We start from the raw sequence: 24,951 nt of genomic DNA on the forward strand, positions 1-24,951 counted from the left end.
TGACGTGCAGACACCCTTGCTCGTCGGGCGGGCGCAGAGGAGTAGGTATGACGGCCTGGTTAACCCTGGTGGGGATAGGTGAAGACGGCTATGCCGACCTGGGTGAGGCGGCGCGGCTGGCGCTGGGTGAGGCGCAGTGGATTGTTGGCAGCCCACGGCAGCTGGCGCTGTTGCCCAGCGATCTGCCGGGGCAGCACGAACTGTGGCCCAGCCCCTTCAGCCTGGAGCCGGTGTTGGCGCGGCGCGGTACGCCGGTGTGCGTGCTGGCCAGCGGCGACCCGCTGTTCTATGGGGTTGGCGCGAGCCTGGCGCGGCAGCTGCCGACGGATGAGTTGCGGGTGTTTTCCGCACCCTCGTCGGTGTCGCTGGCCGCCGCCCGTCTGGGCTGGCCGCTGCAGGACGTGACGGTGCTGTCGCTGGTGGCGCGGCCGTTGGCGGCGTTGCAGGCACAGCTCTTCCCTGGCGCGCGGCTGCTGCTGTTGAGCAATGACGGCGACAGCCCGGCGGCCGTGGCCGAGTTGCTGCGTGAACGCGGTTTTGGCCCGAGCCGGCTGACCGTGCTGGAGCACCTGAGCGGCGCTCAGGAACGGCGGATTGATGGCCTGGCCAGTGACTGGGCATTGCCGCGCGCTGCTGATCTCAATCTGTTGGCAATCGAGTGCGAGGCTGGCGCTGAGGCGCGCTTGCTGCCGCTGACGCCGGGTTTGCCGGACGACGCCTATCGGCACGACGGTCAGCTGACCAAGCGTGATGTGCGCGCCATCACCCTGGCGCGGCTGGCGCCGCAACCCGGCGAGCTGCTCTGGGATGTCGGCGCTGGCTGCGGCTCCATCGGCATCGAGTGGATGCGCGCGCATACCAGCTGCCGGGCGCTTGCCATCGAGGCCGATGCCGGCCGTCAGGCGCATATCCAGCACAATCGCGACGCCCTCGGCGTGCCTGGCCTGCAACTGGTCGCCGGCCGTGCCCCCGAAGTGCTGAGCGGCTTGGCTGCGCCGGATGCGATTTTTATCGGCGGTGGGGTGACCATCCCCGGTGTGCTGGAGCAGTGCTGGGCCAACCTCAAGCCGGGCGGCCGCCTGGTGGCCAATGCCGTGACCCTGCAAAGTGAAGCGGCGCTGGTGGCCTGGCGTGAACAGGTGGGCGGCGAGCTGACCCGCATCAGCGTGGCCCAGGCGCAGCCGCTGGGCGGTTTCGACACCTGGCGCAGCGCCTTGCCGATAACTCTGCTGGAAGTACGCAAGCCGTGAGTCCGCGCATTCTGCTGCTCGGCGGCACCACCGAGGCGTTGCGCCTGGCGCGCCGTTTAAGCCCCGAAACTATCTACAGCCTGGCCGGGCTGGGCCGGGTGCCGGATGACTTGCCCTGTCAGGTGCGCGTTGGCGGTTTCGGCGGGGCAGAAGGTTTGGCGGGGTATATCCGCGAACAGGGCATCGAACTGCTGCTCGACCTGACCCACCCCTACGCTGCGCAGATCAGCACCAACGCCGCCCGCGCCGCCGAACTGAGCGGGATCGTCTGCTGGGCGCTGCGCCGTCCCGGTTGGCAGGCCGGCGCAGGGGATGACTGGTGCGAGGTGGACGATTGGACCGGACTGATTGCCGCGCTAGACGAGTTCCGCCGGCCGCTGTTTACCCTTGGCCGTGAGCCGCTGGAACACCTGCACGAGATTCCCCTGCATCAGCACTGGACCGTGCGCTGCCTGACGGAGCAGCAAGCCGTGCCGCGTGCGGAGATTATCGGCGCGCGCGGGCCGTTCGATCTGCACGGCGAGCGTGCGTTATTCGCTCGCCTGGGCACGGATGTGCTGATCAGCAAGAACAGCGGCAGCCAGTCCACCGAGCCCAAGTTGCAGGTGGCGCGTGAACTGAGTTTGCCTGTATTGCTGCTGCGTCGGCCCGAGTTGCCAGCGGTTGATCGCGAGTTTCTGCAGCCAGATGCCCTGTGGGAGGCGCTAGAGCGGCGATTGGTCTGAGCGGTCGTCGCGGCTAAAGCCCCACAAGTCACAGATTGTTCCTCACGCTCCGCGTGGGAATTCAGCCCAGGACGCTCTGCGTCCACCACGGTTGCGCAGAGTTCAACTACGTCAGGCACGACGCGGAGCGTTGTAAGCGCAGGTGCCCACTCAGAGCGTGGGCACCATCTGGAATCTGATGCCCCGCCACCCGAGCAAAAAATCCCCTGTTAGACTGCCGCCCCGCTTTGGAGGCCGCCATGACCACGCCCGTTTCCCCTTACGCTCGCATTCTGTTTATTGGCCCAGGCCTCAGCCGTGGTGCGTCGGCTGAGCGTTTGCGCCAGCGCGTCGAGGCGCTGGTGGGCGAGGCGCATGTGCATGACAGCGAGCAGGATCTGCAGCCGTTCTGGCTGGCCCTGGATGAGTCGCCGCGCCCATTGCTGGTGGTGGATCTGGAACCGCGTGCCGATGCTGCTCACCGTGATTGGCTACGTGAGCAGATCGCCGAGCGCACTGATGGCGCGTCGGTGTTTGTGGTCTGCACGGCGATGGAAGATGCCTGGCTCGATGGCCTGGCCGCGCTGCTTGAGCGTACAGCACTGCATACGGCCTGCGGTGATGTGTCCGCCGTGCCGGCGCAGCACGCCTGGTCGCACATTCCGCCGCACGCCCAGCGTCTGCTGCTGTGCAACGGTCCGCGCTGCACACGCAAGGGCGCGCTGGGCCTGTGGAAAACCCTGCGTCAGCGTCTCAAGGCTGCCGGCAAGCTGGAGTGCGAGGGCGGGGTGCATATCACCCGCAGCCAATGTCAGTTCCCCTGCGATATGGGGCCGACTGCGAGCCTTTATCCACAGGGCGAGTGGTTCGGTATCCGTGACGAGGCTGCGGTGATTCGCCTGGTCGACGAGCGTCTGGTGGCCGGACGTGCGGTGCCCGAGCTGCGCATCGATCAGGGCTGAGTGCGCGTTGCTATTTATTTTCATGGCCTGTGTAACGCCAGAACATCTCGTCGCTCTAGTTGAATGCCGGCACGCAAAAACCTTTCGCCCGGCCAATCAAGATCACCTGAGGATACGCACATGACTATGAAATCTACCGCTGCTGCTGGTGCTGCTATCGCCTTCGCTGCTGCTTCCTTGTTTGCTAGCCTGACCAGCACTGTTGTAGTTGCTGAAGAGGCTGTTGTGCACTGCTACGGCGTGACTTCGTGCAAAGGTCAGAACGACTGCAAGACCGCTGAGAACAGCTGTAAAGGTCAGGCAGCCTGCAAAGGCCACGGCTTCAAGTCCATGACCCTGGCCGAGTGCAATAACGCTGGTGGTAAAGTCGGCGAATAAGTGAATCGGGGCGGCCGGACAGCGGCGGCCCCGCATCACTGCATGAGGAACCCTAGATGAATGCTGGACAAGACAGCTTGGGTTTTGGCCTGGGTTTACGCAGTACCTACTACCAAGCCATTCTCGAACAACGCCCGGCGATCGACTGGTTTGAGATCGTCTCGGAAAATTACCTGGTAGAGGGTGGTAAAGCCCTCTACTTTTTGGATGCCATCGGCGAGCAGTACCCGCTGGTGATGCATGGTGTGTCGCTATCGATTGGCGGGCCGCACGAGCTGGATCGCGATTACCTGCGCCGGCTCAAACACCTCGCGCAACGGGTGCAACCCGCCTGGATCTCCGATCATCTGTGCTGGAGCCGGGGCAATGCCCACCAGCTGCACGACCTGCTGCCGCTGCCCTATACCGAAGAAAGCCTGCAGCATGTGGCCGCACGCGTGCGCCAGGTGCAGGACGTGATCGAGCGGCCGCTGGTGCTGGAAAACGTCTCCAGCTACCTGCGCTGCGCCGATGATCAATTCAGCGAATGGCAGTTTCTCGCTGCGCTGAGCGAGCTGAGCGGCTGCGAGCTGTTGCTCGACGTCAACAATGTCTACGTCAGTGCACGCAACCATGGTTTCGATGCCTGGGAATTTATCAGCAGCCTGCCCAAGCAGCGTATTCGTCAGCTGCACTTGGCGGGCCACAGCGATTATGGCAACTACCTGATCGATACCCACGATCAGCCGGTCAGCGATCCGGTCTGGCAGCTCTACCAACGCACCTTGCAGCACCTTGGCCCGGTGTCCACGCTGCTGGAGCGCGATGACCATTTCCCGGATCTGGACGAGTTGCTCGGCGAGCTGAACAAGGCCCGTCAGGTGGCTACCGAAGCACTTCAAGGGACTGCACGATGCGCCTGAGTGACTGGCAGCACGAGGTGCAGGCCTACCTGCTCAATCCCGATGCCCAGCCGAACCCGGCGCTGCAGGCGAGTCTGTTGGGCAGTGCGGCGTTGAGTGCCGAGCAGGGCTTGGCGATTTACCACAATGCCTACCGTGCGCGGCTGTTGGAGGCGTTGCGCGGTGATTACCCGGCCGTGCATGACTGGCTCGGTGACGAGGAGTTCGATGCCCTGGCGTTGGCCTATCTCAGCGCCCATCCGTCGCAGCACTTCAGCTTGCGGTGGCTCGGTGCGCAGCTGGCGGACTTTATCGACGGCTATCTGGTGCCGGCCCAGGCTGCGCCGCTGAGTGAGCTGGCGCGGCTGGAGTGGGCGTTTACCTTGGCGTTTGATGCCGTCGACGCCCCGCCCTTGAGCCTGACGCAGATGGCCGAACTGCCCGCCGAAGACTGGCCGCCCCTGCAGGTACGCCTGCTGCCCAGCGTGCAGTGGCGTGAGTGCCGGCATAACAGCCTGGCGATTTGGCGCGCGTGTAAGGAGCAGGGCGAGTTCCCCGGTAGCCAGCTCTTAAGCGAGGGCGAGGTCTGCCTGATCTGGCGTGAACAGTTGATTACCCGCTACCGCAGCCTGGCGACTGATGAAGCTGCAGCGTTGCAGGGCATGACCCAGCAGGGCTGGAGCTTTGCCGAATTGTGCGCGCAACTCAGTGAACTGGGTGAGCAGGCCCCCGTGCAGGCTGTGACCTGGCTGCGCCAGTGGCTAAGCGACGGCTTGCTGAAACGACATCCTACGGGCTAACCCGCACCACCAGGTTTTTGCCTTACCATGCCGGCTCTGCCTCGTTGCGAGCCGTGCATGCCTGCCTTTTTGCTGCGTTACCGCGTTGCCCTGATCGTCTTGCTGATTCTGCTCGGCCTGTTGGTGAGTATCTGGCTGGCCGGGCGCTATGCCGAGCAGCGCGCCTGGCAGGAGCGTAGCCTGGAGGCGCGCGGGCAGTTGCAGCTGTATGCACAGTCGATCCACACCCTGGTCGAACGCTTTCGCTCGGTGCCCGAGGTGCTGGCGCTGGACAGCGATATCAAGTCGCTGCTGCGTGCGCCGACGGACAGCCTACTGCGCAGCAAACTCAATGAGCGTCTGGAACAGCTCAATACGGCCGCCGGCTCCAATGTGCTCTATCTGCTCAATGCCAAGGGCGAAACCCTGGTGGCCAGCAACTGGCGCGACTGGAGCAGTTTCGTCGGCAACAACTACGCCTTCCGCCCGTATTTTCAGGATGCTGTGCGCCAGTCCTCCGGGCGCTATTTCGCGGTGGGGGTAACCACCGGCATTCCCGGTTATTTCCTTTCCCATGCGGTGCGCGATGACAACGGCGTGGTGCTCGGCGTGCTGGTGGTCAAGCTGGAGCTGGAAGAGCTGCAGCGCGAATGGGCCAGCCAACCCGGCGTGCTGCTGGTGGCTGATAGCTACTCGGTGGTGATCCTCAGTAATCGTCCGGTCTGGCGTTTTCTTGCTCTTGATGGGTTGAGCGAACAGGCCCGCGCCGAGCTGGTGGAAGTACGCAAGTACGCGGAACAGGCGCTGAAGCCGCTCTCCAGCACATTGCGCCGAGAGATTGATAGCGACAGTCAGTGGCGCCGTGTCGACGGCCCGGATGGTTCGCGTGATTACCTCTGGCAACGCCAGCCCCTGGACGACGAAGGCTGGACCCTGCACCTGCTGCATGAACCGAAAACCCTGGTTGATAGCGTGCGCAGCTACCGCCTGGCAGCCGCTGGGGTGTGGATGACTCTGGCCTTTCTGCTGCTTTACCTGGCCCAGCGACGCAAGAACCAGCGCCTGCAAGCGGGCATCCGTGAGCGCCTGGAGCGTGAAGTGGCGCTGCGCACCGCCGAACTGCGTGAGGCGCAGGAAGGGTTGGTGCACGCGGCGAAGATGGCGGCGCTCGGGCAGATGTCAGCGGCCATGGCTCATGAAATCAACCAGCCGCTGACCGCCATGCAGATGCAGCTGGGCAGCTTGCGCCTGCTGCTCGACAGCGGCCGCCAGGACGATGTGCGTGAAGGCTTGCAGCGTATCGATGGCTTGCTGCAACGCATCGCCGGCCTTACCGGTCACCTGAAAACCTTCGCGCGCAAAAGCCCGGCTGGCCTTAGCGAACGGCTGCGACTGAGTGATGTACTGGAGCAGGCCTTGCAGCTGCTGGCGCCGCGTCTGCGCAGCGAGCAGGTACAGCTGCACAGTGAGATCGACACCGATGCACGGGTCTTAGGCGATGCGATTCGCCTGGAACAGGTGCTACTCAATCTCCTCAACAATGCCCTGGATGCCATGGCATCTGTCGAGTCGCGGCAGTTGCAGATTCGTATCGAGCGCCAAGGCGAGCAGTGCCTGCTGAGCATCGCCGACAGCGGCGGCGGGATTGCGGCTGATGTGTTGGGTCATGTGTTCGAACCGTTCTTTACCACTAAACCGGTGGGCGCGGGTTTGGGTCTTGGCCTGGCAGTGTCTTACGGCATCGTCCGCGAACTGGGCGGCAACCTGGAGGCGGCGAATGGTGAGCAGGGCGCGGTGTTTACCCTGCGCCTGCCGGCAGCGCCAAATACTTAACCATGTAGGGTGGATAACGCTCTTTTTATCCACCATGGACCCGCGTTGGTGGACGGATAAAGCGCCAGCTCCGTGCCCCGATCCACCCTACAAAAATACCGAGGCGTTACACTGCCGCCGATTGATCAGGAGGTTGTATGACGGGGCACGTAATAGTCGTCGATGACGAAGCGGCAATCCGCGAAGCCGTGCAACAGTGGCTGGAGCTGTCCGGCTTCAGCGTGCAGAGTTGTGCGACGGCGCAGGCTGCGTTGGCGCTGGTCGACCGTGACTACCCCGGCATCATCATCAGCGACGTGCGCATGCCCGGCACTGATGGCTTGCAGCTGCTCGACAGTGTGCTGGAGCGCGACCGCGACCTGCCGGTGATTCTGATCACCGGGCATGGCGACGTGCCGATGGCGGTGCAGGCCTTGCGTCAGGGCGCCTACGACTTTATCGAGAAGCCCTTCACCCCTGAGCGCCTACTCGACAGCGTGCGCCGTGCGTTGGATAAGCGCCGCTTGGTCTGCGAGAACCGTCAGCTGCGTCAGCAGTTCGCCCTCAAGGACCATATCGAAGCGCAGCTACTCGGCGTCTCGCGGCCGATGGAAACCCTGCGCCGGCAGATCCTCGAGCTGGCGGGCACCTCGGTGAACATCCTTCTGCGTGGCGACACCGGCAGCGGTAAGGAGCGGGTCGCGCGCTGCCTGCATGATTTCAGTAACCGCGCTAGCAAGCCGTTTGTCGCGCTGAACTGCGCGGCAATTCCCGAGCACCTGTTCGAGAGTGAACTGTTCGGCCATGAAAGCGGTGCCTTTACCGGCGCGCAAAGCAAGCGCATCGGACGCATTGAGCATGCCGACGGCGGCACCCTGTTTCTCGATGAAGTGGAAAGCTTGCCGCTGGCCCAGCAGGTCAAATTACTGCGCGTGTTGCAGGAGAAAACCCTGGAGCGCCTTGGCTCCAATCGCAGCATTCAGGTCGATCTGCGGGTGATCAGCGCGGTCAAGCCGGACCTGCTCGATGAGGTCAAGGCCGGGCGTTTTCGTGAGGACCTGTATTACCGCTTGAACGTCGCCACCTTACGCATTCCGCCGCTGCGCGAACGCCGTGAAGACATTCCGCTGCTGTTCGAACACTTCGCCAACCAGGCCGCGCAACGCCATGGCCGAGATACGCCGAGCCTGGCACCGAGTGAGTTGACCCGTTTGCTGGCGCATGACTGGCCGGGCAACGTGCGCGAGCTGATTAACGCCGCTGAGCGCCACGCCCTGGGTCTGGGTGGCGCAACAGACACCGCGGACGATTTGCCGGTGCAGTCGCTGGCCGAGCAGATGGAAGCCTTCGAAGCGCAGTGCCTGCACCGCGCGCTGCAGCACTGTCAGGGCAATATCACCGAGGTCATGGCCCTGCTGCAGCTGCCGCGCCGCACCCTCAACGAGAAAATGCAGCGTCACGGTCTGCAGCGCAGCAGCTACCGGCCGGCCGGCAGCAGCGACGAAGAGTAGGGCCTACTCGTCGCTATTCGCGTACTTACGCTGTCCGGCCAGGTATACCGCCTGCACCTTGATCTTTTGCAGGTCGGTGGTCGCGACCTGGTAGGGGTTTTTGTCGACGATCAACAGGTCAGCCCACTTGCCTGGCTCGAGGCTGCCGGTCTGTGCTTCGATACGTAATTGATAGGCACCGTTGATGGTCATTGCCCGCAGCGCTTGGTGAATATCGATGGCCTCGGCCGCGTTGAGTGTGCGCCCGGAGCTGGTGGTGCGGGTGATCGCTGTTTGCATCAGGCTGAACGGGGTGGCTGGAAACATTGGGCTGTCAGCATGCAGGGTCGGGCGCATGCCCTGCTCGAAGGCGCTGCGCACCGGCAATACCTGCTGTGCCATGCGCGAACCGATGATCGAGTCTTCCAGGGCGTCGCCGTAGTACAGAATGTGATTGATGTGGAAGGACGCGCTCACGCCCATTTTGGCCAGCGGTGCAATTCTGTCCACAGGCAACTCCACACCATGCTCCAACCGCAACACCGGCAGCTGGCCGGTAAGTGGGCCTGCCGTCTTGATCACCTGAGTCACGGCGCGTGCTGAAGCGTCGCCCTGGCTGTGGATCGCGACTTGCCAGCCGTCTGCCGTGTAACGCTGAATTTTTGCCTGCATCTCGGCCTGACTGAACATCGCCTCGCCATGGCTGCCCGCAGTGATACCCAGGCTGCTGGCCAGTGGGCTGGCGAGGTAGGGTGAGGTGGTGAACATGCTGCCGGTGTAGGGCGAGCCGTCGTGCCAGAGTTTGACGCCGAGTACACGGAAATAAGGATCGTCGTAATCGGGTTTCTCGGGCAGATATTTCAGTTCATCTTCGACCAGATAAAAGAACTGGCGGATACGCGGTTGCAGGTTATCCGAGGAGACAAAGCGCGCCATCAGCGGTGGGACGTTGAAGCCCAGTGAGGCGACCGAGGTGAAGCCGTTGGCCACTAGGTTGTCGAGCACGGCTTCATAGCGGTCAAGCAGCTTCCAGGGTGATTTAAGCTCGTGCAGAAGCGGCTGTGCGGCACCGTTTTCCGCGATAAAGCCGGTTAGCTCGCCGCTATTGTCACGCTGGTAGTAGGCGCCATCACCCGGGTCGGGAGTGTTCTTGTCGATGCCAGCCTCGGCAAAGGCGCGGGAGTTGGCCCAGAACGAGTGCAGGGTTTGTGACACCAGTAACACCGGGTTATCCGGGGCGATCTGGTCCAGTGTCTGGCGCATGGGTACGTCCAGGTCTGGGGTGAGGATTGGGTCGATTCCGCCGGCATACACCCAATCACCTTTTTCAGCGTTGGCCACGGCCTGTTTCAGAGCCGCCCAGACATCCGCGTTGCGCGTATGAGTAAAGCCAGAAAGGTCCGCTGCACCGTTAAACACCGCGCTCAGGGTCGGATGCTCATGGGCGGCGATAAAGCCGGGCAATACGCTTCTGCCCTGCAGGTCGATGACCTCGGTACGGGCGGTTTGCAGGGCCAGTATCGTCGTGTCGCTGCCAACGGCTTGGATCACTCCATTACGTACGGCAAGTGCTTCGACCATCTGGTCCTGCGGGTTGACGGTCAGCACGTTGCCGCCGTGCAGGATCAGGTCCGGGCCATCATCAGCTGAGCAGCCAGTTAACAGCGCGCAGAGAACGAAGAGACGATTCAGGTACAGCAGGCCAAACCTGGGCATGGGCGTATTTCCTTGGTCAGCCATGCTGGTTCTTCAGGCATCGGCTGGGGGCTTACTCACGAGTGACGAGGTTGTGCTCAGCCATCCTAGTGACTTGAGCGTTATCGCTGGCCGCGAACCGTGGAAATGGCCAAGAAGGGCGATGATCTGGCAGAAAAGGCCTATAAACGCGTGAGCACTGCCGTTGACCAATGGGTATGTGAATCGGCTGTTTTCCGCCTATAGGTTTTTCGGCATTGGCGGAATTCCGCTTGTTGTCGCGGTTAAGATTGCCGTACGTTGTGATGAAACCGCTCTAGCGCGGGCTTTTCTTTCACTGGCACGGCATCTGCTATAGCTCTTGTTAGCCAGGCACTCGCTTGCCTAGGCACACATAAGAAAGACAAGAGGTGAATCCCATGTACTGCCCAGCATCATTTGCGCGCTCGCCGCGTCCGGCATCAACCGCCCATCTCTTGTGCGCTCGGCTCAGGTCGCGCGTGAGCTTCTGCTCCTTTTCGCCATTGCGTTAGTCCCGGCGCTGCATCGCCGCCTGGGTGGCGCGCAGCGTCTACAGTGAAAACCTCTGCATAAAGCCATAACAACGACGGAGTTTCTTCCATGCGAATGACCAAACGATTCAGCCTATTTGCTGCTGCCGCAGCCTTTACCGCCAGCACCGCAGCATTGGCAGCACCGACCTTTATCAACATCCTCACCGGCGGCACCAGTGGTGTGTACTACCCAATCGGTGTCGGTTTGTCGCAGCTTTACAGCAACGGTATTGAAGGCTCGAAGACCTCGGTACAGGCGACCAAAGCCTCGGTGGAAAACCTCAACCTGCTGCAAGCCGGTCGTGGTGAGCTGGCGCTGGCGCTGGGCGATTCCGTGGCTGATGCCTGGAATGGTGTGGAAGAAGCCGGCTTCAAGGCGCCGCTGAGCAAACTGCGCGCGATTGCCGGTACTTACCCGAACTACATCCAGATCGTGGCCAGCAAGGAGTCCGGGATCAAGACCCTGGCGGACCTCAAAGGCAAGACCATCTCCGTAGGTGCACCGAAGTCCGGCACCGAGCTCAACGCTCGCGCCATCTTCAAGGCCGCAGGCCTGAGCTATGAAGACATGGCCAAGGTCGAGTTCCTGCCGTACGCCGAGTCGGTCGAGCTGATCAAGAACCGCCAGCTGGATGCCACCCTGCAATCTTCGGGTCTGGGCATGGCCGCGATTCGTGACCTGGCAGCCACCCTGCCAATCACCTTCGTCTCGGTACCGGCTGAGGTTACTGCCAAGATCGGCAACGCGGCTTACCAGCCAGCGTCGATCCCTGCCGGTACGTATGACGGTCAGGATGCAGATGTGCCGACTGTGGCCATCACCAATATCCTGGTTAGCCATGACGGTGTGTCTGAAGAAGTTGCCTATCAGATGACCAAACTGATGTTTGAAAACCTTGAGCGCCTGGGCAATGCCCATTCCGCTGCCAAGGACATCAAGCTGGAAAGTGCTGCGAAGAACCTGCCAATCCCGCTGCATCCAGGTGCTGAGCGTTATTACAAAGAAGTCGGCGCGCTGTAAGGCTGCTGAAGGGTTGCAGGTGTAGGTTGGCGCTGTGCGCAGCGCCAACCTCTGCAGACACGCGCTAGAGCTGCGAATAAAACCGGCGTGGCCGTCACGGCAGGTTTTGTTGGCGACTCTTGTGCTATCGACGTTGTAACGAGGGCATCCGCTCCATGAGTGACCAAAACCAAGGCCTCGCTGCCAGTCCTAGTGAGTGGCCGAAAGCGCTGTTTTATGTCGCGCTGCTGTTTTCGATTTTCCAGATCACCACCGCTGCCTTTCACCCGGTATCCAGCCAGATTCTGCGTGCCGTGCACGTGGGTTTTCTGTTGATGGTGGTGTTTCTCAGTTTTCCGCTGCGGGGCAAAGAGCGTCCCTGGCAACCAATGGCCTGGCTGTTGGGTTTGGCGGGCATGGCCACGGCCTTCTACCAGTGGTATTTCGAGGCCGACCTGATCCAGCGTTCCGGTGATTTGACCCAGAGCGATATGGTGATTGGCTTGCTGTTGATCGTCCTGGTATTCGAGGCCGCGCGCCGCGTCATGGGCATCGCCCTGCCGCTGATTTGCGCACTGTTTCTGGCGTATGGCCTGTTTGGCCAATACCTGCCGGGCGACCTGATGCACCGTGGTTATGACATCGACCAGATCGTCAACCAACTGGCCTTCGGCACCGAAGGGCTGTACGGCACGCCGACCTATGTCTCGGCCACCTATATCTTCCTGTTCATCCTGTTTGGCGCGTTTCTCGAACAGGCCGGGATGATCAAGCTGTTCACCGATTTCGCCATGGGTCTGTTCGGCCACAAGCTTGGCGGCCCGGCCAAGGTTTCCGTGGTGTCGTCGGCACTGATGGGTACCATCACCGGCTCCGGTGTGGCCAACGTGGTCACCACTGGCCAGTTCACCATCCCTTTGATGAAGCGCTTTGGCTACAAGTCGGCGTTTGCTGGTGGTGTTGAGGCGACGTCCTCGATGGGCAGCCAGATCATGCCGCCGATCATGGGCGCGGTGGCGTTCATCATGGCCGAGACCATCAACGTACCGTTTTTTGAAGTGGCCAAAGCGGCACTGATTCCGGCGCTGCTGTATTTCGGCTCGGTGTTCTGGATGGTGCATCTGGAAGCCAAGCGCGCCAACCTGCGCGGGCTGCCGAAGGACCAGTGTCCGAATCCCTGGGCGGCGATCAAGCAGCGCTGGTACCTGCTGATTCCGCTGCTGATTCTGATCTACCTGCTGTTCTCCGGGCGCACGCCGCTGTTCTCCGGGATGGTTGGCCTGGCCCTGACGGCCATTGTGATTCTTGGCTCGGCAATCATCCTGCGGGTGTCGTCCAAGGTCATGCGCTTTGCCTTCTGGATCGCCCTGGGCGTGCTTTGCGCCGGCTTCTTCCAGCTGGGTATCGCGGTGGTGTTTGGCGTGGTGGCGCTGTTGGTGGCGATCTGCTGGTTTATCAAGGGCGGCCGCGACACGCTGGTCATCTGCCTGCACGCCTTGGTAGAAGGCGCACGCCATGCGGTACCGGTGGGCATTGCCTGCGCCCTGGTCGGGGTGATTATTGGCGTGGTCTCGCTGACGGGCGTGGCGTCGACCTTTGCCGGTTACATTCTGGCTATCGGCCAGGACAACCTGTTCCTCTCGCTGATCCTCACCATGCTTACGTGTCTGGTTTTGGGCATGGGTATTCCGACCATTCCCAACTACATCATTACCAGCTCGATTGCTGCGCCAGCGCTGCTGGAGTTGGGTGTGCCGCTGATCGTGTCACACATGTTCGTGTTCTATTTCGGCATCATGGCCGACCTCACCCCGCCGGTGGCGCTGGCCTGTTTTGCCGCGGCGCCTATCGCCAAGGAGAGCGGGCTAAAGATCAGCCTGTGGGCCATTCGCATTGCTGTGGCCGGGTTTATCGTGCCGTTTATGGCGGTGTACGAGCCTGCGTTGATGCTGCAGGGCGATAGCCTGTTGGCGACGCTTTATGTGGTGTTCAAGGCCGCACTGGCCATCGGTATCTGGGGCGCGATCTTTACCGGCTACCTGCAGATCAAAATGCCGTGGTGGGAGCGTGCACTGGGCTTTGCCGCCGGTGCCAGCCTGATTCTGGCGACGCCCATGAGTGATGAGATCGGCTTTGCTCTGGCCGCCGTGTTCATTGCCCAGCACCTGTGGCGTGCACGTAATGCGCAGGTGGCCACTGCATGATTGGTTTGTGCCTGGGCTTGGCGGGCGCGGTGTGGGCAGAAGTGCCCGCGCCCAGCTTTACCCTGGCCTGGACACACACCATCGAGAAGATTCGTTGGGAAGAGGATTACCGCGTGATGCCTGAGGGTTTGTTGCTCGGCGAGGCGCGGGTAAAGGGTTCCGGGGCCGGTATGGAGATTCCAGACGGCGCCGAACTGCGCGAGGGCAGCTGGCATTACCAGCGTCAGCTTCCACCCTTGCAACCACTGCGTTTGGGGCGAACCCCCGAGGCAGGGGATTATCAACTGTGTTTCAACCAGCGTTGCCACTCGATGAGTGAATGGCTTGGCCCGCCACAAGCGACCCAGCCGGCGTTGGAACTCTGGAGCTGTGAGCAAAGCTCCCCAGCCGCCTCGGCGGCAGGCCAGGACGACGGCTAACCCCGCGTCCGCTCCCGGGCCACAAGCCCAGGTTGTTGTAGAGGAGAACCCCCATTTGGCCCAGCCGGTGGGGGTTTTGTTCGTTTGCAGTAACGGTTAGCTTCAGCAATTGACTGACAAGCAGGATGTTATGAGCACCATCACCTATTACCTGGACATGCAGCACCTCGAGCAGATCCGCGCCAAGCCGTTGCCGGCCGACCTGAGCGTGGTGGAATGCCAGCTCAAGCAGTTTCAGCTCAACCGCTTTCTCTACCAGCTGGTTGGCGAGCCCTGGCAGTGGACCGACAAACTCAGCTGGACGGACGCGCAGTGGCGCGAGCTGATCGAGCAGCCCAATCACCGCACCTGGGTGGCTTATCACCAGGGCGTCATCTCCGGCTATTACGAGCTGCTGCGCGATGTCGACGGCGTGGTGGAAATTCTCTACTTCGGCCTGGCCGAGGCCTTCTTCGGTCAGGGCTTTGGCGGCCCGCTGCTGACCCATGCGCTGCAGTCCGCCTGGGCCTGGCCAGGTACCACCAAGGTCTGGGTGCATACCTGCAGCCTCGACCACCCCAGCGCGCTGGCCAACTATCAGGCTCGCGGCCTGCGCATCTATCGTGAAGAGGTCGAGGCGGACGCTTCATAACAGGGTCTACGCTTGCAGGGTCGTTTACTTACTTCAGGAGCCGATCATGCGCCGCGCCCTTAGCAAACCTTTGTTACTCAGCCTCTGCTTGCTGCCTGCCCTGGCCAGCGCGGTGGACATTCAGCCCGGCCTCTGGGAGATCAGCTCGAACAATATGCAGGTCGGTGGCCAGGCGGTGCCGGGGATGGAGGTGATGCTTGAGCAGATGAAAAATCTGCCGCCCGAGCAGCGCCAGATGATGGAGCAGATGATGGCCCAGCAGGGTGTGCAACTGGGTGACAAGGGCGTGCGCATCTGCATGAGCGAAGCGCAGATCAAGGCCCAGCAGATCCCCATGCAGGACCCTGATTCCGGCTGCAGCAATGAAGTGACTGAACGCAGCGCCGAGTTGTGGAAGTTCCGCTTCAACTGCCCCAACGGCCAGGGCGAAGGCGAGACGCGCTTTGTCAGCGACAAAGAGTTCACTTCAACGGTCAACGGCACCTTCGACGGCCAGAGCAGCAGCATGCAAAGCCATGCGCGCTGGGTGGCGGCCGATTGCGGAGCGTTGCAGCGCCCTTAACGCGGGTACTGGTTCGGTAAGCAGGCATCTGGGGTTTATAGAACTCGCTTGCCATTTTTTGCAAATGATAATAAAGCTCATTTACGTTGACGAGGGCGGGAACTGCTGCGAAAATCCTATCGATAATTATTAGCATTTGCATCGGTCGTTCGACTTGCCGATTTGCGTGTGCTGCTAAACGCTTCCTGCACGCAAGGACGACCCTGCAGGGCATTCGATACTCGCATTGGGGAGAGTCCTGTGTTGTCCAGAAAGACCCGTCTTGCCGTGGCCATCGCCGCCGTCTGCAGTTGCAACCATGTTCTGGCCGCTGAAGATGCTGCGGTGCAACTCGATGCCCAGACCGTAGTTGGTAGCACTGCAGACGCTCAGCCAGACAACTACAAGTCGCAACCCAGCAGCGCCGCCACCAAGTTGGATCTGACGCCACGGCAGACACCGCAGTCGATGTCGACTATCACCCGTGCGCAGATTGATGATTTCCAGCTCAACAGCATCAACGACGTACTGAAATTTACTCCCGGCATTACCGTCGAGGAAATCGAGACTGACCGCACCTACTTCACCTCACGCGGTTTCGATATCACCAACTTCCAGTTCGATGGTGTGGGTATTCCGTTTTCTTCCGGCGGTCAGGATGGTGCTATTGATCTCGCGCCCTTTGAACGTATCGAGGTTCTGCGTGGTGCCAACGGCCTGATGAGTGGCAGCGGCAATCCGTCCGCTACCGTCAATTTCGTACGTAAACGCCCGACCTTTAAGCCTCAGGTGCGTGTCGATCTGACTGCCGGCTCATGGGATGAACGGCGCATTCAGGCCGACGTCTCCGGTGCGCTGACTGACGAGGGCAATATCCGCGGCCGAGCGGTCTACGCCCACGAAAACAAGAACTCCTACCTTGATCGTTACTCGCGTGAGGTCAATGTGTTCTACGGCGTGCTTGAAGCCGATCTGAACCCCGACACGCTGTTTTCCGTTGGTTATAGCCTGGATAAGAACAACGCCAATAGCCCGTTGTGGGGTGCGCTGCCGTTGTTCGATTCGGTTGGCAAACCGACCCAACTGTCGCGTTCAACCAGTACTGCTGCTGACTGGTCGTGGTGGAACAACCAAGAGCAACGCACCTTCACCGAACTGACCCACAACTTCGCCAACGGCTGGCAGGCCAAGGGCAACGTCACCTATGTGAAGAAGCAAAGCGACTCGGAGCTGTTCTACGTATTTGGCACCCCGAATGCGCTGACGGGTGACGGGCTCTTCGGGTACCCATCGCAGTACTCAGCAGACTTCCACCAGTGGATCGCTGATGTTTCGATCGGCGGTCCATTCAGCCTGGCGGGCCGCGAGCATGAGCTGGTGTTAGGTGCTAATTGGTACAAGTCTAAGGTGGAAGAGCTGTCGCGCTATATTCCGAAAAAATCTGTCGCCGTATCGTCGGAGCAAATCTATAACGGTGCTTTCCCCAAGCCGACGGTATGGGGAAGCTCAGATGGCGGTGAGTATGAAGACCAGCAGAAGAGCCTCTACTCGGCGGCGCGCTTTAGCCTCACTGACGAGCTGACCTTCATCGCCGGCGCCCGCGCCATAACCCTCAAGACCGAGGGTTTCTCCTACGGCAACGACCGCAAGCGCAAGAACGATACGATCCTGCCTTACGCCGGTCTGGTCTATGACCTGAGCGATGAGTACTCGGTCTACGCCAGTTACACCGAGATATTTAACCCGCAGAAGGAAGAGGGCGCTGATCGTCAGCGTCTCGACCCTATCGAAGGCGAAAACTACGAGCTCGGCATCAAGGGTGAGCTGCTCGACGGCAAGTTGAACGTTTCGGCTGCCGTGTTTAAGACCAAGCAGTCCAACGTCGCGGAGTCCCTTCGCTTCGATCCGGTTAGCGGTAAGCAGCTCTATGACGGAGCGGATTACTTGAGCGAAGGCTATGAGGTGGAAGTGTCCGGGGAAGTGCTGCCGGGTCTGCAGGTGATGGGCGGCTACACCTACGTCGATATTCAGAATGCGGACCATAGTCATGGCCGCACCTACGCACCGAAACACATGCTGCGTGCCTCCACCGTCTACCGCATTCCGCAACACCCACAGTTAAAAGTGGGGGCGAACCTGAGCTGGCAGGACGATATCTACCGCTCGATTAGTCTGGCCGATGGTAGCGGCGGACGGATCGAACAAGACGACTACGCCGTGGTGGGTTTGATGGCGGCCTACGACATCGACCCGAATTGGAGTGTGTCGGCCAACCTCAACAACCTCACCAACGAGAAGTACCTCTCCAGTTTGTATTGGGAGCAGGGCTTCTACGCGGCCCCGCGCAACGCCAGCATGACGGTCAGCTGGAACTACTAGAAAGCTGCCATGCCGGCGCCGCAGAGGCGGCCGGCATGTTGCCACTTACCGTGACGAGATAGCCCATGCGTGCCTCATTGGTACTGTTACACCGTTGGTTTGGCCTGTTTATCGCGCTGTTTCTCTTCGTTGCCGGGCTGACCGGGGCGGTGATCTCTTGGGATCACGAGATTGATGAATGGCTTAACCCGCAGCTGTTTGATGCGCGCAGCGCGGGCGTTGGGCAGGACCCGCTGGTGCTCGCCGATGCCCTGGAGGCGCGCGACCCGCGTCTGCAGGTGAGCTTTATGCCGTTGGCACTGGAGCCGGGACATGCCGTGGGTATGTTCGTCGATCCGCGGGTCGATCCGGCCACTGGCAAGGCGTATGAGCTGGGGTTCAATCAGCTTGGCCTCGACCCCGTGACGGGGGAGGTGCAGGGGCAGCGCATGTGGGGCGCGATCTCGCTAAGCCGCGAGAACCTGCTGCCGTTTCTCTACAAGCTGCACTACAGCCTGCATATCCCAGACGGTTTTGGCGTGGAGCTGGGTATCTGGCTGTTCGGTGTGGTGGCGATCATCTGGTGTCTGGACTGTCTCGTCGCACTGTGGCTGTCATTCCCCAGTGCGCGGGGCTGGCGCAAGTCGTTCGCCTTTCGCTGGAAGCAGGGTGGCTACAAGCTGCATTTCGACCTGCACCGTTCCGGCGGCGTGTGGCTCTGGCTACTACTGCTGACGTTAGCGGTGACCTCGGTGTCGATGAACCTTGAGCGTCAGGTAGTACGGCCGCTGGTAGAGCTGTTCTCACCGCTGACGCCGAGCCCCTTTGCCAGCCGTACCCCGGTGACCCTGGACGAGCAGGTGGTGCCGCTGCTCGACCGTCGTCAGGTGGTTGCCGTGGCGGCGGCCGAGGCGCAGCGCTTGGGTTGGCAAGCGCCGGCAGCGGCTCTGTTCCACTCGGCGGAGTTCGGTGTCTACGGCGTTGGCTTCTATGAGTTGGGTGAAGACCATGGTGACGCTGGTCTCGGCAACCCATGGTTGTATGTCGATAGCCGCAGCGGCGAACTGGCCGGCGCACATGTGCCGGGCACGGGCAGCGCGGGCGATATCTTCCTGCAGGCGCAGTTCCCGCTGCACTCCGGCCGCATCATCGGTCTGCCAGGGCGCATCCTGGTCTCGTTGCTGGGGCTGGCAGTGGCCATGTTGTCACTGACCGGTCTGGTGATCTGGGCGAAGAAGCGCCGCTCGCGGGTGTTAAGTGAGCGCCGTAGCCAGAGCCCTGGCTTGGCAGGTCAGGAGGCATTGCAGCAGCCCTAATGGCCGTTTAGCGGGTCGCTGATGCCGTGACGGTCCTTTAGCGATTGCACCAACTCGGCCTGGCTGGTGAGGAAGGCGTCGAACTGGGCGATCACCTCGGGGTGCTTGATGCTCGAGAGGAAGTAGTGGTCATCCTGATAGGGCAGTTTGGGGTCGAACACGAGGCCGCTTCCCGCATTGTTATACAGCTGATGACGCACCACTTGCGGGTTGAGGTAAACGCCGTCGACGCGGTCGCTCATGGCCATCGCCAGTAGCGAGTCGATCTGGTTGGCCTGGATCAGCATAATCTTGCCGGCATTGATCTCGCCCAGATACGGCCAGGGGGTAAAGCCGCGCTGCGTACCGAGGCGCAGCAGTCGCTCTTTGCCCTGGCCGAGAAACCGCGGTTTGACCAGCACACCATCGATGGCAGGTGCCGCCGCCTGGCTGTAATGCAGCGCATAGCCTTGCTTCTGGTCGGCGTTCCAACGCGGGTTGTCCGGGTATTTGAAATCCACCCTGTCATTGAGAAGGTCGCTTAGCAGGCGGCGCACTGGCAGCGGCTGGTAAATAAATACATGGCCCTGGTGCGCCGCAAAGGCGTCGAGCAGGTCGCGGCCATAGCCCAGGTATTCGCCATCCTGCACGTTGGAGTAAGGCAAGTAGGGCTGCAGCTCGACCCCGACCTTAAAAGTCTCGGCCTGTGCAGGCGACAACAGCTGGAGTGACAGGCATGTCAGCAAAGGCAGCAGAAGTCTCATCGACGGCATCTCGCACGATAACTGTATGGTCTAGGCCAACCATAGCCAATTGCCCGCCGACACGGGAGCTTTAACGCGGATTAAATCTGACCAGCTGCGCAAAAAAATGCCGGTCAAATGGCTGCAATGGCCGCCAATACTGGCTTTGCGCCTGCACGCAAGGGCTATGGCTGTTACCCTGTACCCCGCAGCTGCCGGTTTGGCGGCTGTACGAGTAGGGCAATCCCGTCCTCGTGCGCGTAATGCGTGCCACACGCCAAAGGAGCATTCCATATGGAAAAAGACCCTTCGTCTGACACGACCCCGCAACCAGAAGCGGCAATTCTGGACGGCATCCCCGCCCCTTCGGGCGAGGCAAATCTGATCGATACCGACTACGTCATCGGTCAGGACAACATCAAAGGGCAGTTCTCGTTCGCCCTCGACATTCACGGCAAAGTCTTCACCATCTCGGCGCTTACTATCGTGCTGTTTGTGGTACTGACCCTGGCCTTACAAAACCAGGTCGAGCCGCTGTTCAGCGCCATGCGTGGCTGGCTTACCAGTAACCTGGCTTGGTTCTTCCTCGGCTCCGCCAATATCTTCGTTCTGCTCTGCCTCGGCCTGATCGTCTCGCCGCTGGGCAAGGTGCGCCTCGGCGGCAAGGACGCTACCGCGGACTACAGCTACGCCGGCTGGTTCTCCATGCTGTTCGCTGCTGGTATGGGTATCGGCCTGATGTTCTACGGCGTGGCCGAGCCGATGTCGCACTTCTCATCCGCCATGGGCGGGGTCAGCGTCGGTGCTGACGGTGTGCGCACCGACTGGGCGCCATTGGGCGGTGCGGCCGGTGATGCTGAAGCCGCTGCGCGTTTGGGTATGGCTGCGACCATCTTCCACTGGGGCCTGCACCCCTGGGCGATCTACGCCATTGTCGCCCTGGCGCTGGCGCTGTTCTCCTTTAACAAGGGCCTGCCGCTGTCGATCCGCTCGATCTTCTACCCGATTCTCGGTGAGCGCGTGTGGGGCTGGCCGGGGCATATCATCGACATCCTCGCGGTGTTCGCCACCCTGTTCGGCCTGGCCACCTCCCTCGGCCTGGGCGCGGAACAGGCAGCAGCCGGCCTGGACAAACTGTTCGGCATCGCCGCTACGGACGCGAGCAAGGTGCTGCTGATTATCGGCATCACCGCCATCGCCCTGGTGTCGGTGCTAGCGGGTTTGGACAAGGGCGTCAAACGCCTGTCCGAGCTGAACATGGGCCTGGCCATCCTGCTGTTGCTGTTCGTCATCATCGCCGGGCCGACCCTGGCCATCCTCACTGGCTTCTTCGACAACCTTGGCGCGTACCTGCAGCACCTGCCGGCGCTGTCCAACCCGATTGCCCGTGAAGACGCCAACTTCAGCCAAGGCTGGACGGCCTTCTACTGGGCCTGGTGGATCAGCTGGTCGCCGTTCGTGGGCATGTTTATCGCCCGCGTCAGCCGTGGCCGCACCGTGCGCGAGTTTCTGATTGCCGTGCTGTTGGTGCCGTCGCTGGTGTCGGTGCTGTGGATGACCGCGTTTGGTGGCACTGGCATCAGTCAGCTGGTCGGCGATGGCTTTACCGGCGTGCAGGACGCGGCGCTAGAGCTGAAGCTGTTTGCCATGCTGGCGGAACTGCCGTTGGCAGAGATCAGCTCGTTTATCGGCATCCTGCTGGTGATCGTGTTCTTCGTCACCTCGTCGGACTCCGGCTCGCTGGTGATCGATACCATCACCGCCGGTGGCAAGGTCAACGCGCCCGTGCCGCAGCGGGTGTTCTGGGTGGTGATCGAGGGCATCATCGCCATCGCCCTGCTGCTAGGCGGCGGGCTGGTGGCCTTGCAGGCCATGGCGGTATCGACGGGTTTGCCGTTCACCATTGTGTTGTTGGTGGGCTGTGTGTCGATCGTCAAAGGCTTGATGAGCGAACCGCGCTAACCATTGCTGTTGAGTCGCACAAGAGCGCGCCTTCGGGCGCGCTTTTTTATGCCCGGCGTTTGTGCCGGCTGGCACCTGTAGGAGCGGGCTTGCCCGCGATGCTTTGCTTTGCCGTCGATGTTCGGCATTACGGCGTGTGTGCTGATGGCTTGTGTTGCGCCCCCTCGGGCGCCTTACTTTTCTTTGCTCGTGCAAAGAAAAGTAAGCAAAAGAAACACGCCCCGGCATACGGCCCTGCCTGCGGCAGGGTACGTTACTCGCTGCGCTCACCCTCCGGGCCAGCCTGCGGCTGTTACTGCGCTTCGCTCCGTGTCACGCCATCATTGCTCCAGGGGCCCGCTGCGAAGGGCCATCCTTGGCCCATCGCAGCTCTCGCGGCATCCATGCCGCTCAACCCCTTCCGCAACGATTCTGTTCACCCTCCTGACGGGGGTATTTGGCGCGCGGCTGGGAGTACTGTTTTTTGAACCTAAAACGAGTGGCAAAGAGCATGTTTATTTCTTGTCGCAGAACAAAAATAAATCCGCCCCTTAAGGGCCTCCTTTACGTGCGCTCATCTTTTACAGTCGCTGCATCAAGTAGCTTTTGTAGGCTTTCATTCGCTAGGTCTACGTTGCTCGCGAGATCATCCAGATTTCCTGGCTGGGTCAGAAACAGAATAGCGCCCAGAACTTTGTCTGATTTATCCGTCGATTTTTGTAGGATTTCTTCGGCCTTTTCTCGATAGATAGAGCCAAATTTTTTATTGATTACCCAATCTCTGTCTTCAGGGCTTAAACCGTATTCCCGTCTGTTCCTTGGCATAACCCTCAACCCTCGAATTACACATAATGTTGACGTAAACGACGCCGCCAGTTGGGCGTGGGCTCGATGGAATAGCTAGTCATCTCGATTGGCACTGAGGTGTAGTGCTATTGCGATGAGCATGTTCCAGAAAATGTACGACGGAAGAACCCACTGTGGCGCGAAAAATGCGTCTTCCCAGTCCATTGTTCGGAAGTACATTGCGAATGGAATGCTGCCTAGAAACCCTGCCAAAGCAAGCACCATGAAGTAGCGAAAATACTGCCGAGACTGAATGAGGAGTGGAACGAGAAGCCCAAGTATTGCCCCGCTTATCGACCCCGCTGCGACAAAGGAAAGCCAACCGGCAATCCACCAGCCAAAGCCTCCGACAGCGAATGCAGCAACCCACGCGAACACGCCTATGCCCAGCGCAGCCACTGCGCGACCGCAACTGACCCAGCGACTATGGGGAACGAGAAGCAAGGCGCCGAAGATAATCCCCGGCAAGATCCAGGCAGGAGTTTCCGATACAACATCCTTATCAAGAAGGCTGAACGGACCAACTGTCCAAGCAAGAAGTCCAGCCACAAAGGCCAGCCCAAGCTTAATAGGCAATGAAAGCTTTATGCCTTTAGCAAGCCCTCTTTGCATCAACACGCTCCAGTGATGGCTAACGTTCGGTTGGCCCCCGCTGCGTGAACTACGGAATGGCCAGGGCGATAAAGTTTATAAGACTTGTTATGCGCCATATACGCGAAGCAATTCAGTCACGAGAATACCGTTGATCAGCATGCCATCTAGATTGGCGTCAGTGATTGCAACGTTGCTTAAATCAACATTATGAAATGTGGCCCCTGCTAACGAAACGTCGGAGAACGACGAGCCGGCAAGGTTAACGTCATTGAAGTTGGCAAGTGTCAGGTTAACGTCTTTAAAGCTCGCCTCCGTTAATGAGGCGGCTTCAAACTTCGATGAATTTATAGTCACTGTGAGCTCTCCATGCTGGTGCCTAACGGTTGGTAAGGAGAAAGCTTCAGTCCGTCACTGTGATCGAAGTGAACGACTTGAGCCGCTTGTTAGCATGTATTATAAGTTAGCCTAAATTTCTACTGTTGAAGTCGAATTTTAGTTAATGCATTAAGTAACATTTCTTTGTCTGATCTTGTTAGGTAGCGTGAATCTAGAGTGTTTTCAAATATTTTAAATTCTACCTTTGAAAAGACACCGCCTTCACGTAGATATCGTGCAAGTTCGGTATTGATGTCTTTTCCTAGTTTTATCAGATTGGGGCGAATTATTGTCTCTAAATCTCTTGGCTCTTTATCTGTTGGTTTACTTAATAGGTCAGCTCGGTAACGGTATTGTATTGCCTTGGCTACTGATATTTGCGCGCTAAAAAACTCTATGACACTCTCTTTGTTTAAGCCTTCTTTTTCCGCGGACAAGCTTGCATTTTTAATAACTATGGCTTCGCGCTTTCTGTCTTCAATTGGTGTGCTGTTGTTGTTTTTATATAAAGCAACATCTTCCATGTAGCTCAAGCGCAAGTTTATAGTTGAAAAAAGTTCTTTAGGTGTATTTGTGGCAAAGGAATTAAATGAGATTAGCATGGCGAATAATATTGCTATGGTTCGAAACATAAATCTACCTTGTGGGGTGTGGGTGTATATAATTTTTGAGCGTTAAGCCAAGCGTAATTATGCGGCAAGAATGTCGATATGTGTGCAGTATAAACTTTCTAGCACTCGGCTAAATGCTGTGTTTGCTTTGAAGTTGTTCGCAGCAATGCGACAGCATCTAGAGGAAAACGCGGCATGGCGGCAGCTGAAACAGAATTACAGTCAGCTTTTGCCTTTGCTTTGTCAGCCAAAGAAATATCAGCCGCGGACCAAGTCCCCGTCAGAAGGCCGAGCGTAGGTGTTGCGTAGGGGGACGAGCCGAATGGATGCGGCGAGAGGCGTAATGGGCCAAGGATGGCCCATGTACGCCGGCCCCCGGAGCGGCACCGGAGGGAGGGAAGTTGAGCGAAGCGAAACCCGGATGCAGGGGCGTGTTTCTTTTGCTTACTTTTCTTTGCACGCGCAAAGAAAATTAAGGCGCCCGAGGGGCGCAACACGAGCCGTCAGCGCATACGTTGCTGTGCCGAACGCCTATGTAATAGTCGGGTAATGCTGGGCATCGCGAAGCTCAACCTGCGCGCTCCGCCCCATCCGACGGTGCTACTGCTGCTGGCGCCGCAGCCATTCTGCCGCCACGTCGCCCATTGTTTTGGGCGCCCCATCTTTTATCCAAGCCATATACGCGCGATTAAATTGGAAGCCAGGGCCGCAAGCTTGCGTCAAAAACCGGCGAACATTCTGTGTATTTCGATAGGTCGTAGTGATCGGTGTTTCTGCCGTTATCGTGTCGCTGTGCCAGTCGAAACTATTCATCCTGAATTCTCGAAGTAGTAAATGCGGGCTGGGTTATTTACATGGCTTGTTCAGCTTATAAATCAATCGTGGTGG

Annotated in this window: 23 protein-coding genes; 16 read left to right on the forward strand and 7 right to left on the reverse strand. The window is 59.9% G+C overall.

Translation table 11 applies throughout. The features are described from left to right. The first annotated feature begins 47 nt into the window (after positions 1-47). The 8 genes from cbiE to ACIGEK_RS03690 all read left to right on the forward strand — a co-directional run bounded on the left by cbiE (position 48) and on the right by ACIGEK_RS03690 (position 8,277). Complete coding sequence (gene cbiE, locus ACIGEK_RS03655) at positions 48-1,250, forward strand: precorrin-6y C5,15-methyltransferase (decarboxylating) subunit CbiE (protein WP_397491989.1); 1,203 nt, start codon at positions 48-50, stop codon at positions 1,248-1,250. Beyond that, entirely contained in the window at positions 1,247-1,975 is a 729-nt protein-coding gene (locus ACIGEK_RS03660; protein ID WP_397491990.1) for a cobalt-precorrin-6A reductase, read from the forward strand. The genes cbiE and ACIGEK_RS03660 overlap by 4 nt, the downstream gene beginning before the upstream one ends. A 239-nt stretch (positions 1,976-2,214) precedes the next feature. Next, entirely contained in the window at positions 2,215-2,916 is a 702-nt protein-coding gene (locus ACIGEK_RS03665; RefSeq protein ID WP_397491991.1) for a (2Fe-2S) ferredoxin domain-containing protein, read from the forward strand. A gap of 120 nt (positions 2,917-3,036) precedes the next feature. After that, a complete protein-coding gene (locus ACIGEK_RS03670) occupies positions 3,037-3,294 on the forward strand; it encodes a hypothetical protein (protein ID WP_397491992.1) in 258 nt (85 codons plus the stop codon). Positions 3,295-3,350: 56 nt separating this feature from the next. Next, positions 3,351-4,196 (forward strand): DUF692 domain-containing protein, encoded by an 846-nt coding sequence (locus ACIGEK_RS03675; RefSeq protein ID WP_397491993.1) that lies wholly within the window; start codon positions 3,351-3,353, stop codon positions 4,194-4,196. After that, entirely contained in the window at positions 4,187-4,975 is a 789-nt protein-coding gene (locus ACIGEK_RS03680) for a DUF2063 domain-containing protein (protein WP_397491994.1), read from the forward strand. Before ACIGEK_RS03675 ends, ACIGEK_RS03680 begins: the two co-directional genes overlap by 10 nt. A 57-nt stretch (positions 4,976-5,032) precedes the next feature. Further along, the gene (locus ACIGEK_RS03685) at positions 5,033-6,787 is read left to right on the forward strand and encodes an ATP-binding protein (protein ID WP_397491995.1); all 1,755 of its coding nucleotides are present in this window, start codon (positions 5,033-5,035) and stop codon (positions 6,785-6,787) included. A 137-nt stretch (positions 6,788-6,924) separates the two neighbouring features. Then, entirely contained in the window at positions 6,925-8,277 is a 1,353-nt protein-coding gene (locus ACIGEK_RS03690) for a sigma-54-dependent transcriptional regulator (protein WP_397491996.1), read from the forward strand. 3 nt (positions 8,278-8,280) lie between these two features. Here ACIGEK_RS03690 and ACIGEK_RS03695 read toward each other — a convergent pair whose 3' ends face one another. Next, on the reverse strand, positions 8,281-9,972 hold the full coding sequence (locus tag ACIGEK_RS03695) for an amidohydrolase (RefSeq protein ID WP_397491997.1): 1,692 nt from the start codon (positions 9,970-9,972) through the stop codon (positions 8,281-8,283). A gap of 600 nt (positions 9,973-10,572) precedes the next feature. On the opposite strand from ACIGEK_RS03695, the gene ACIGEK_RS03700 reads away from it, so the two are divergent. From ACIGEK_RS03700 to ACIGEK_RS03730, 7 genes are all read left to right on the forward strand, one after another. Continuing rightward, entirely contained in the window at positions 10,573-11,526 is a 954-nt protein-coding gene (locus tag ACIGEK_RS03700; RefSeq protein ID WP_397491998.1) for a TAXI family TRAP transporter solute-binding subunit, read from the forward strand. A gap of 155 nt (positions 11,527-11,681) precedes the next feature. Continuing rightward, positions 11,682-13,709 carry a TRAP transporter permease gene (locus ACIGEK_RS03705; protein WP_397491999.1) on the forward strand — a complete coding sequence of 676 codons (2,028 nt, stop codon included), beginning with the start codon at positions 11,682-11,684 and terminating at the stop codon, positions 13,707-13,709. Beyond that, entirely contained in the window at positions 13,706-14,128 is a 423-nt protein-coding gene (locus ACIGEK_RS03710) for a DUF1850 domain-containing protein (RefSeq protein ID WP_397492000.1), read from the forward strand. Before ACIGEK_RS03705 ends, ACIGEK_RS03710 begins: the two co-directional genes overlap by 4 nt. A 130-nt stretch (positions 14,129-14,258) precedes the next feature. Next, positions 14,259-14,759, forward strand: coding sequence for a GNAT family N-acetyltransferase (locus tag ACIGEK_RS03715; RefSeq protein ID WP_397492001.1), 501 nt, complete (start codon positions 14,259-14,261; stop codon positions 14,757-14,759). A 46-nt stretch (positions 14,760-14,805) separates the two neighbouring features. Next, positions 14,806-15,321, forward strand: coding sequence for a DUF3617 domain-containing protein (locus ACIGEK_RS03720; protein ID WP_397492002.1), 516 nt, complete (start codon positions 14,806-14,808; stop codon positions 15,319-15,321). A gap of 240 nt (positions 15,322-15,561) precedes the next feature. Beyond that, on the forward strand, positions 15,562-17,679 hold the full coding sequence (locus tag ACIGEK_RS03725) for a TonB-dependent siderophore receptor (protein WP_397492003.1): 2,118 nt from the start codon (positions 15,562-15,564) through the stop codon (positions 17,677-17,679). A 65-nt stretch (positions 17,680-17,744) separates the two neighbouring features. After that, positions 17,745-18,974, forward strand: coding sequence for a PepSY-associated TM helix domain-containing protein (locus ACIGEK_RS03730; protein ID WP_397492004.1), 1,230 nt, complete (start codon positions 17,745-17,747; stop codon positions 18,972-18,974). Here ACIGEK_RS03730 and ACIGEK_RS03735 read toward each other — a convergent pair. After that, positions 18,971-19,717, reverse strand: coding sequence for a substrate-binding periplasmic protein (locus tag ACIGEK_RS03735; RefSeq protein WP_397492005.1), 747 nt, complete (start codon positions 19,715-19,717; stop codon positions 18,971-18,973). The genes ACIGEK_RS03730 and ACIGEK_RS03735 overlap by 4 nt on opposite strands. 273 nt (positions 19,718-19,990) lie before the next feature. Between ACIGEK_RS03735 and ACIGEK_RS03740 the strand changes: the two genes are divergently transcribed. After that, the gene (locus ACIGEK_RS03740; RefSeq protein WP_397492006.1) at positions 19,991-21,658 is read left to right on the forward strand and encodes a BCCT family transporter; all 1,668 of its coding nucleotides are present in this window, start codon (positions 19,991-19,993) and stop codon (positions 21,656-21,658) included. Between the two features lie 543 nt (positions 21,659-22,201). Here ACIGEK_RS03740 and ACIGEK_RS03745 read toward each other — a convergent pair. The 5 genes from ACIGEK_RS03745 to ACIGEK_RS03765 form a co-directional block, all read right to left on the reverse strand. Further along, complete coding sequence (locus ACIGEK_RS03745; protein ID WP_397492007.1) at positions 22,202-22,462, reverse strand: hypothetical protein; 261 nt, start codon at positions 22,460-22,462, stop codon at positions 22,202-22,204. Positions 22,463-22,537: 75 nt separating this feature from the next. Continuing rightward, positions 22,538-23,095, reverse strand: coding sequence for a hypothetical protein (locus ACIGEK_RS03750; RefSeq protein WP_397492008.1), 558 nt, complete (start codon positions 23,093-23,095; stop codon positions 22,538-22,540). Positions 23,096-23,182: 87 nt separating this feature from the next. After that, positions 23,183-23,431, reverse strand: coding sequence for a pentapeptide repeat-containing protein (locus ACIGEK_RS03755; RefSeq protein WP_397492009.1), 249 nt, complete (start codon positions 23,429-23,431; stop codon positions 23,183-23,185). Between the two features lie 119 nt (positions 23,432-23,550). Further along, complete coding sequence (gene aroQ, locus ACIGEK_RS03760) at positions 23,551-24,084, reverse strand: gamma subclass chorismate mutase AroQ (RefSeq protein WP_397492010.1); 534 nt, start codon at positions 24,082-24,084, stop codon at positions 23,551-23,553. Between the two features lie 579 nt (positions 24,085-24,663). Then, positions 24,664-24,876: a DUF6434 domain-containing protein gene (locus ACIGEK_RS03765; protein ID WP_397492011.1), complete on the reverse strand. Its 213-nt coding sequence runs from the start codon at positions 24,874-24,876 to the stop codon at positions 24,664-24,666. Between the last annotated feature and the right edge of the window lie 75 nt (positions 24,877-24,951).

The sequence above is a fragment of the Pseudomonas sp. NPDC079086 genome, from assembly GCF_044542155.1.
Classification (GTDB): Bacteria; Pseudomonadota; Gammaproteobacteria; order Pseudomonadales; family Pseudomonadaceae; genus Aquipseudomonas.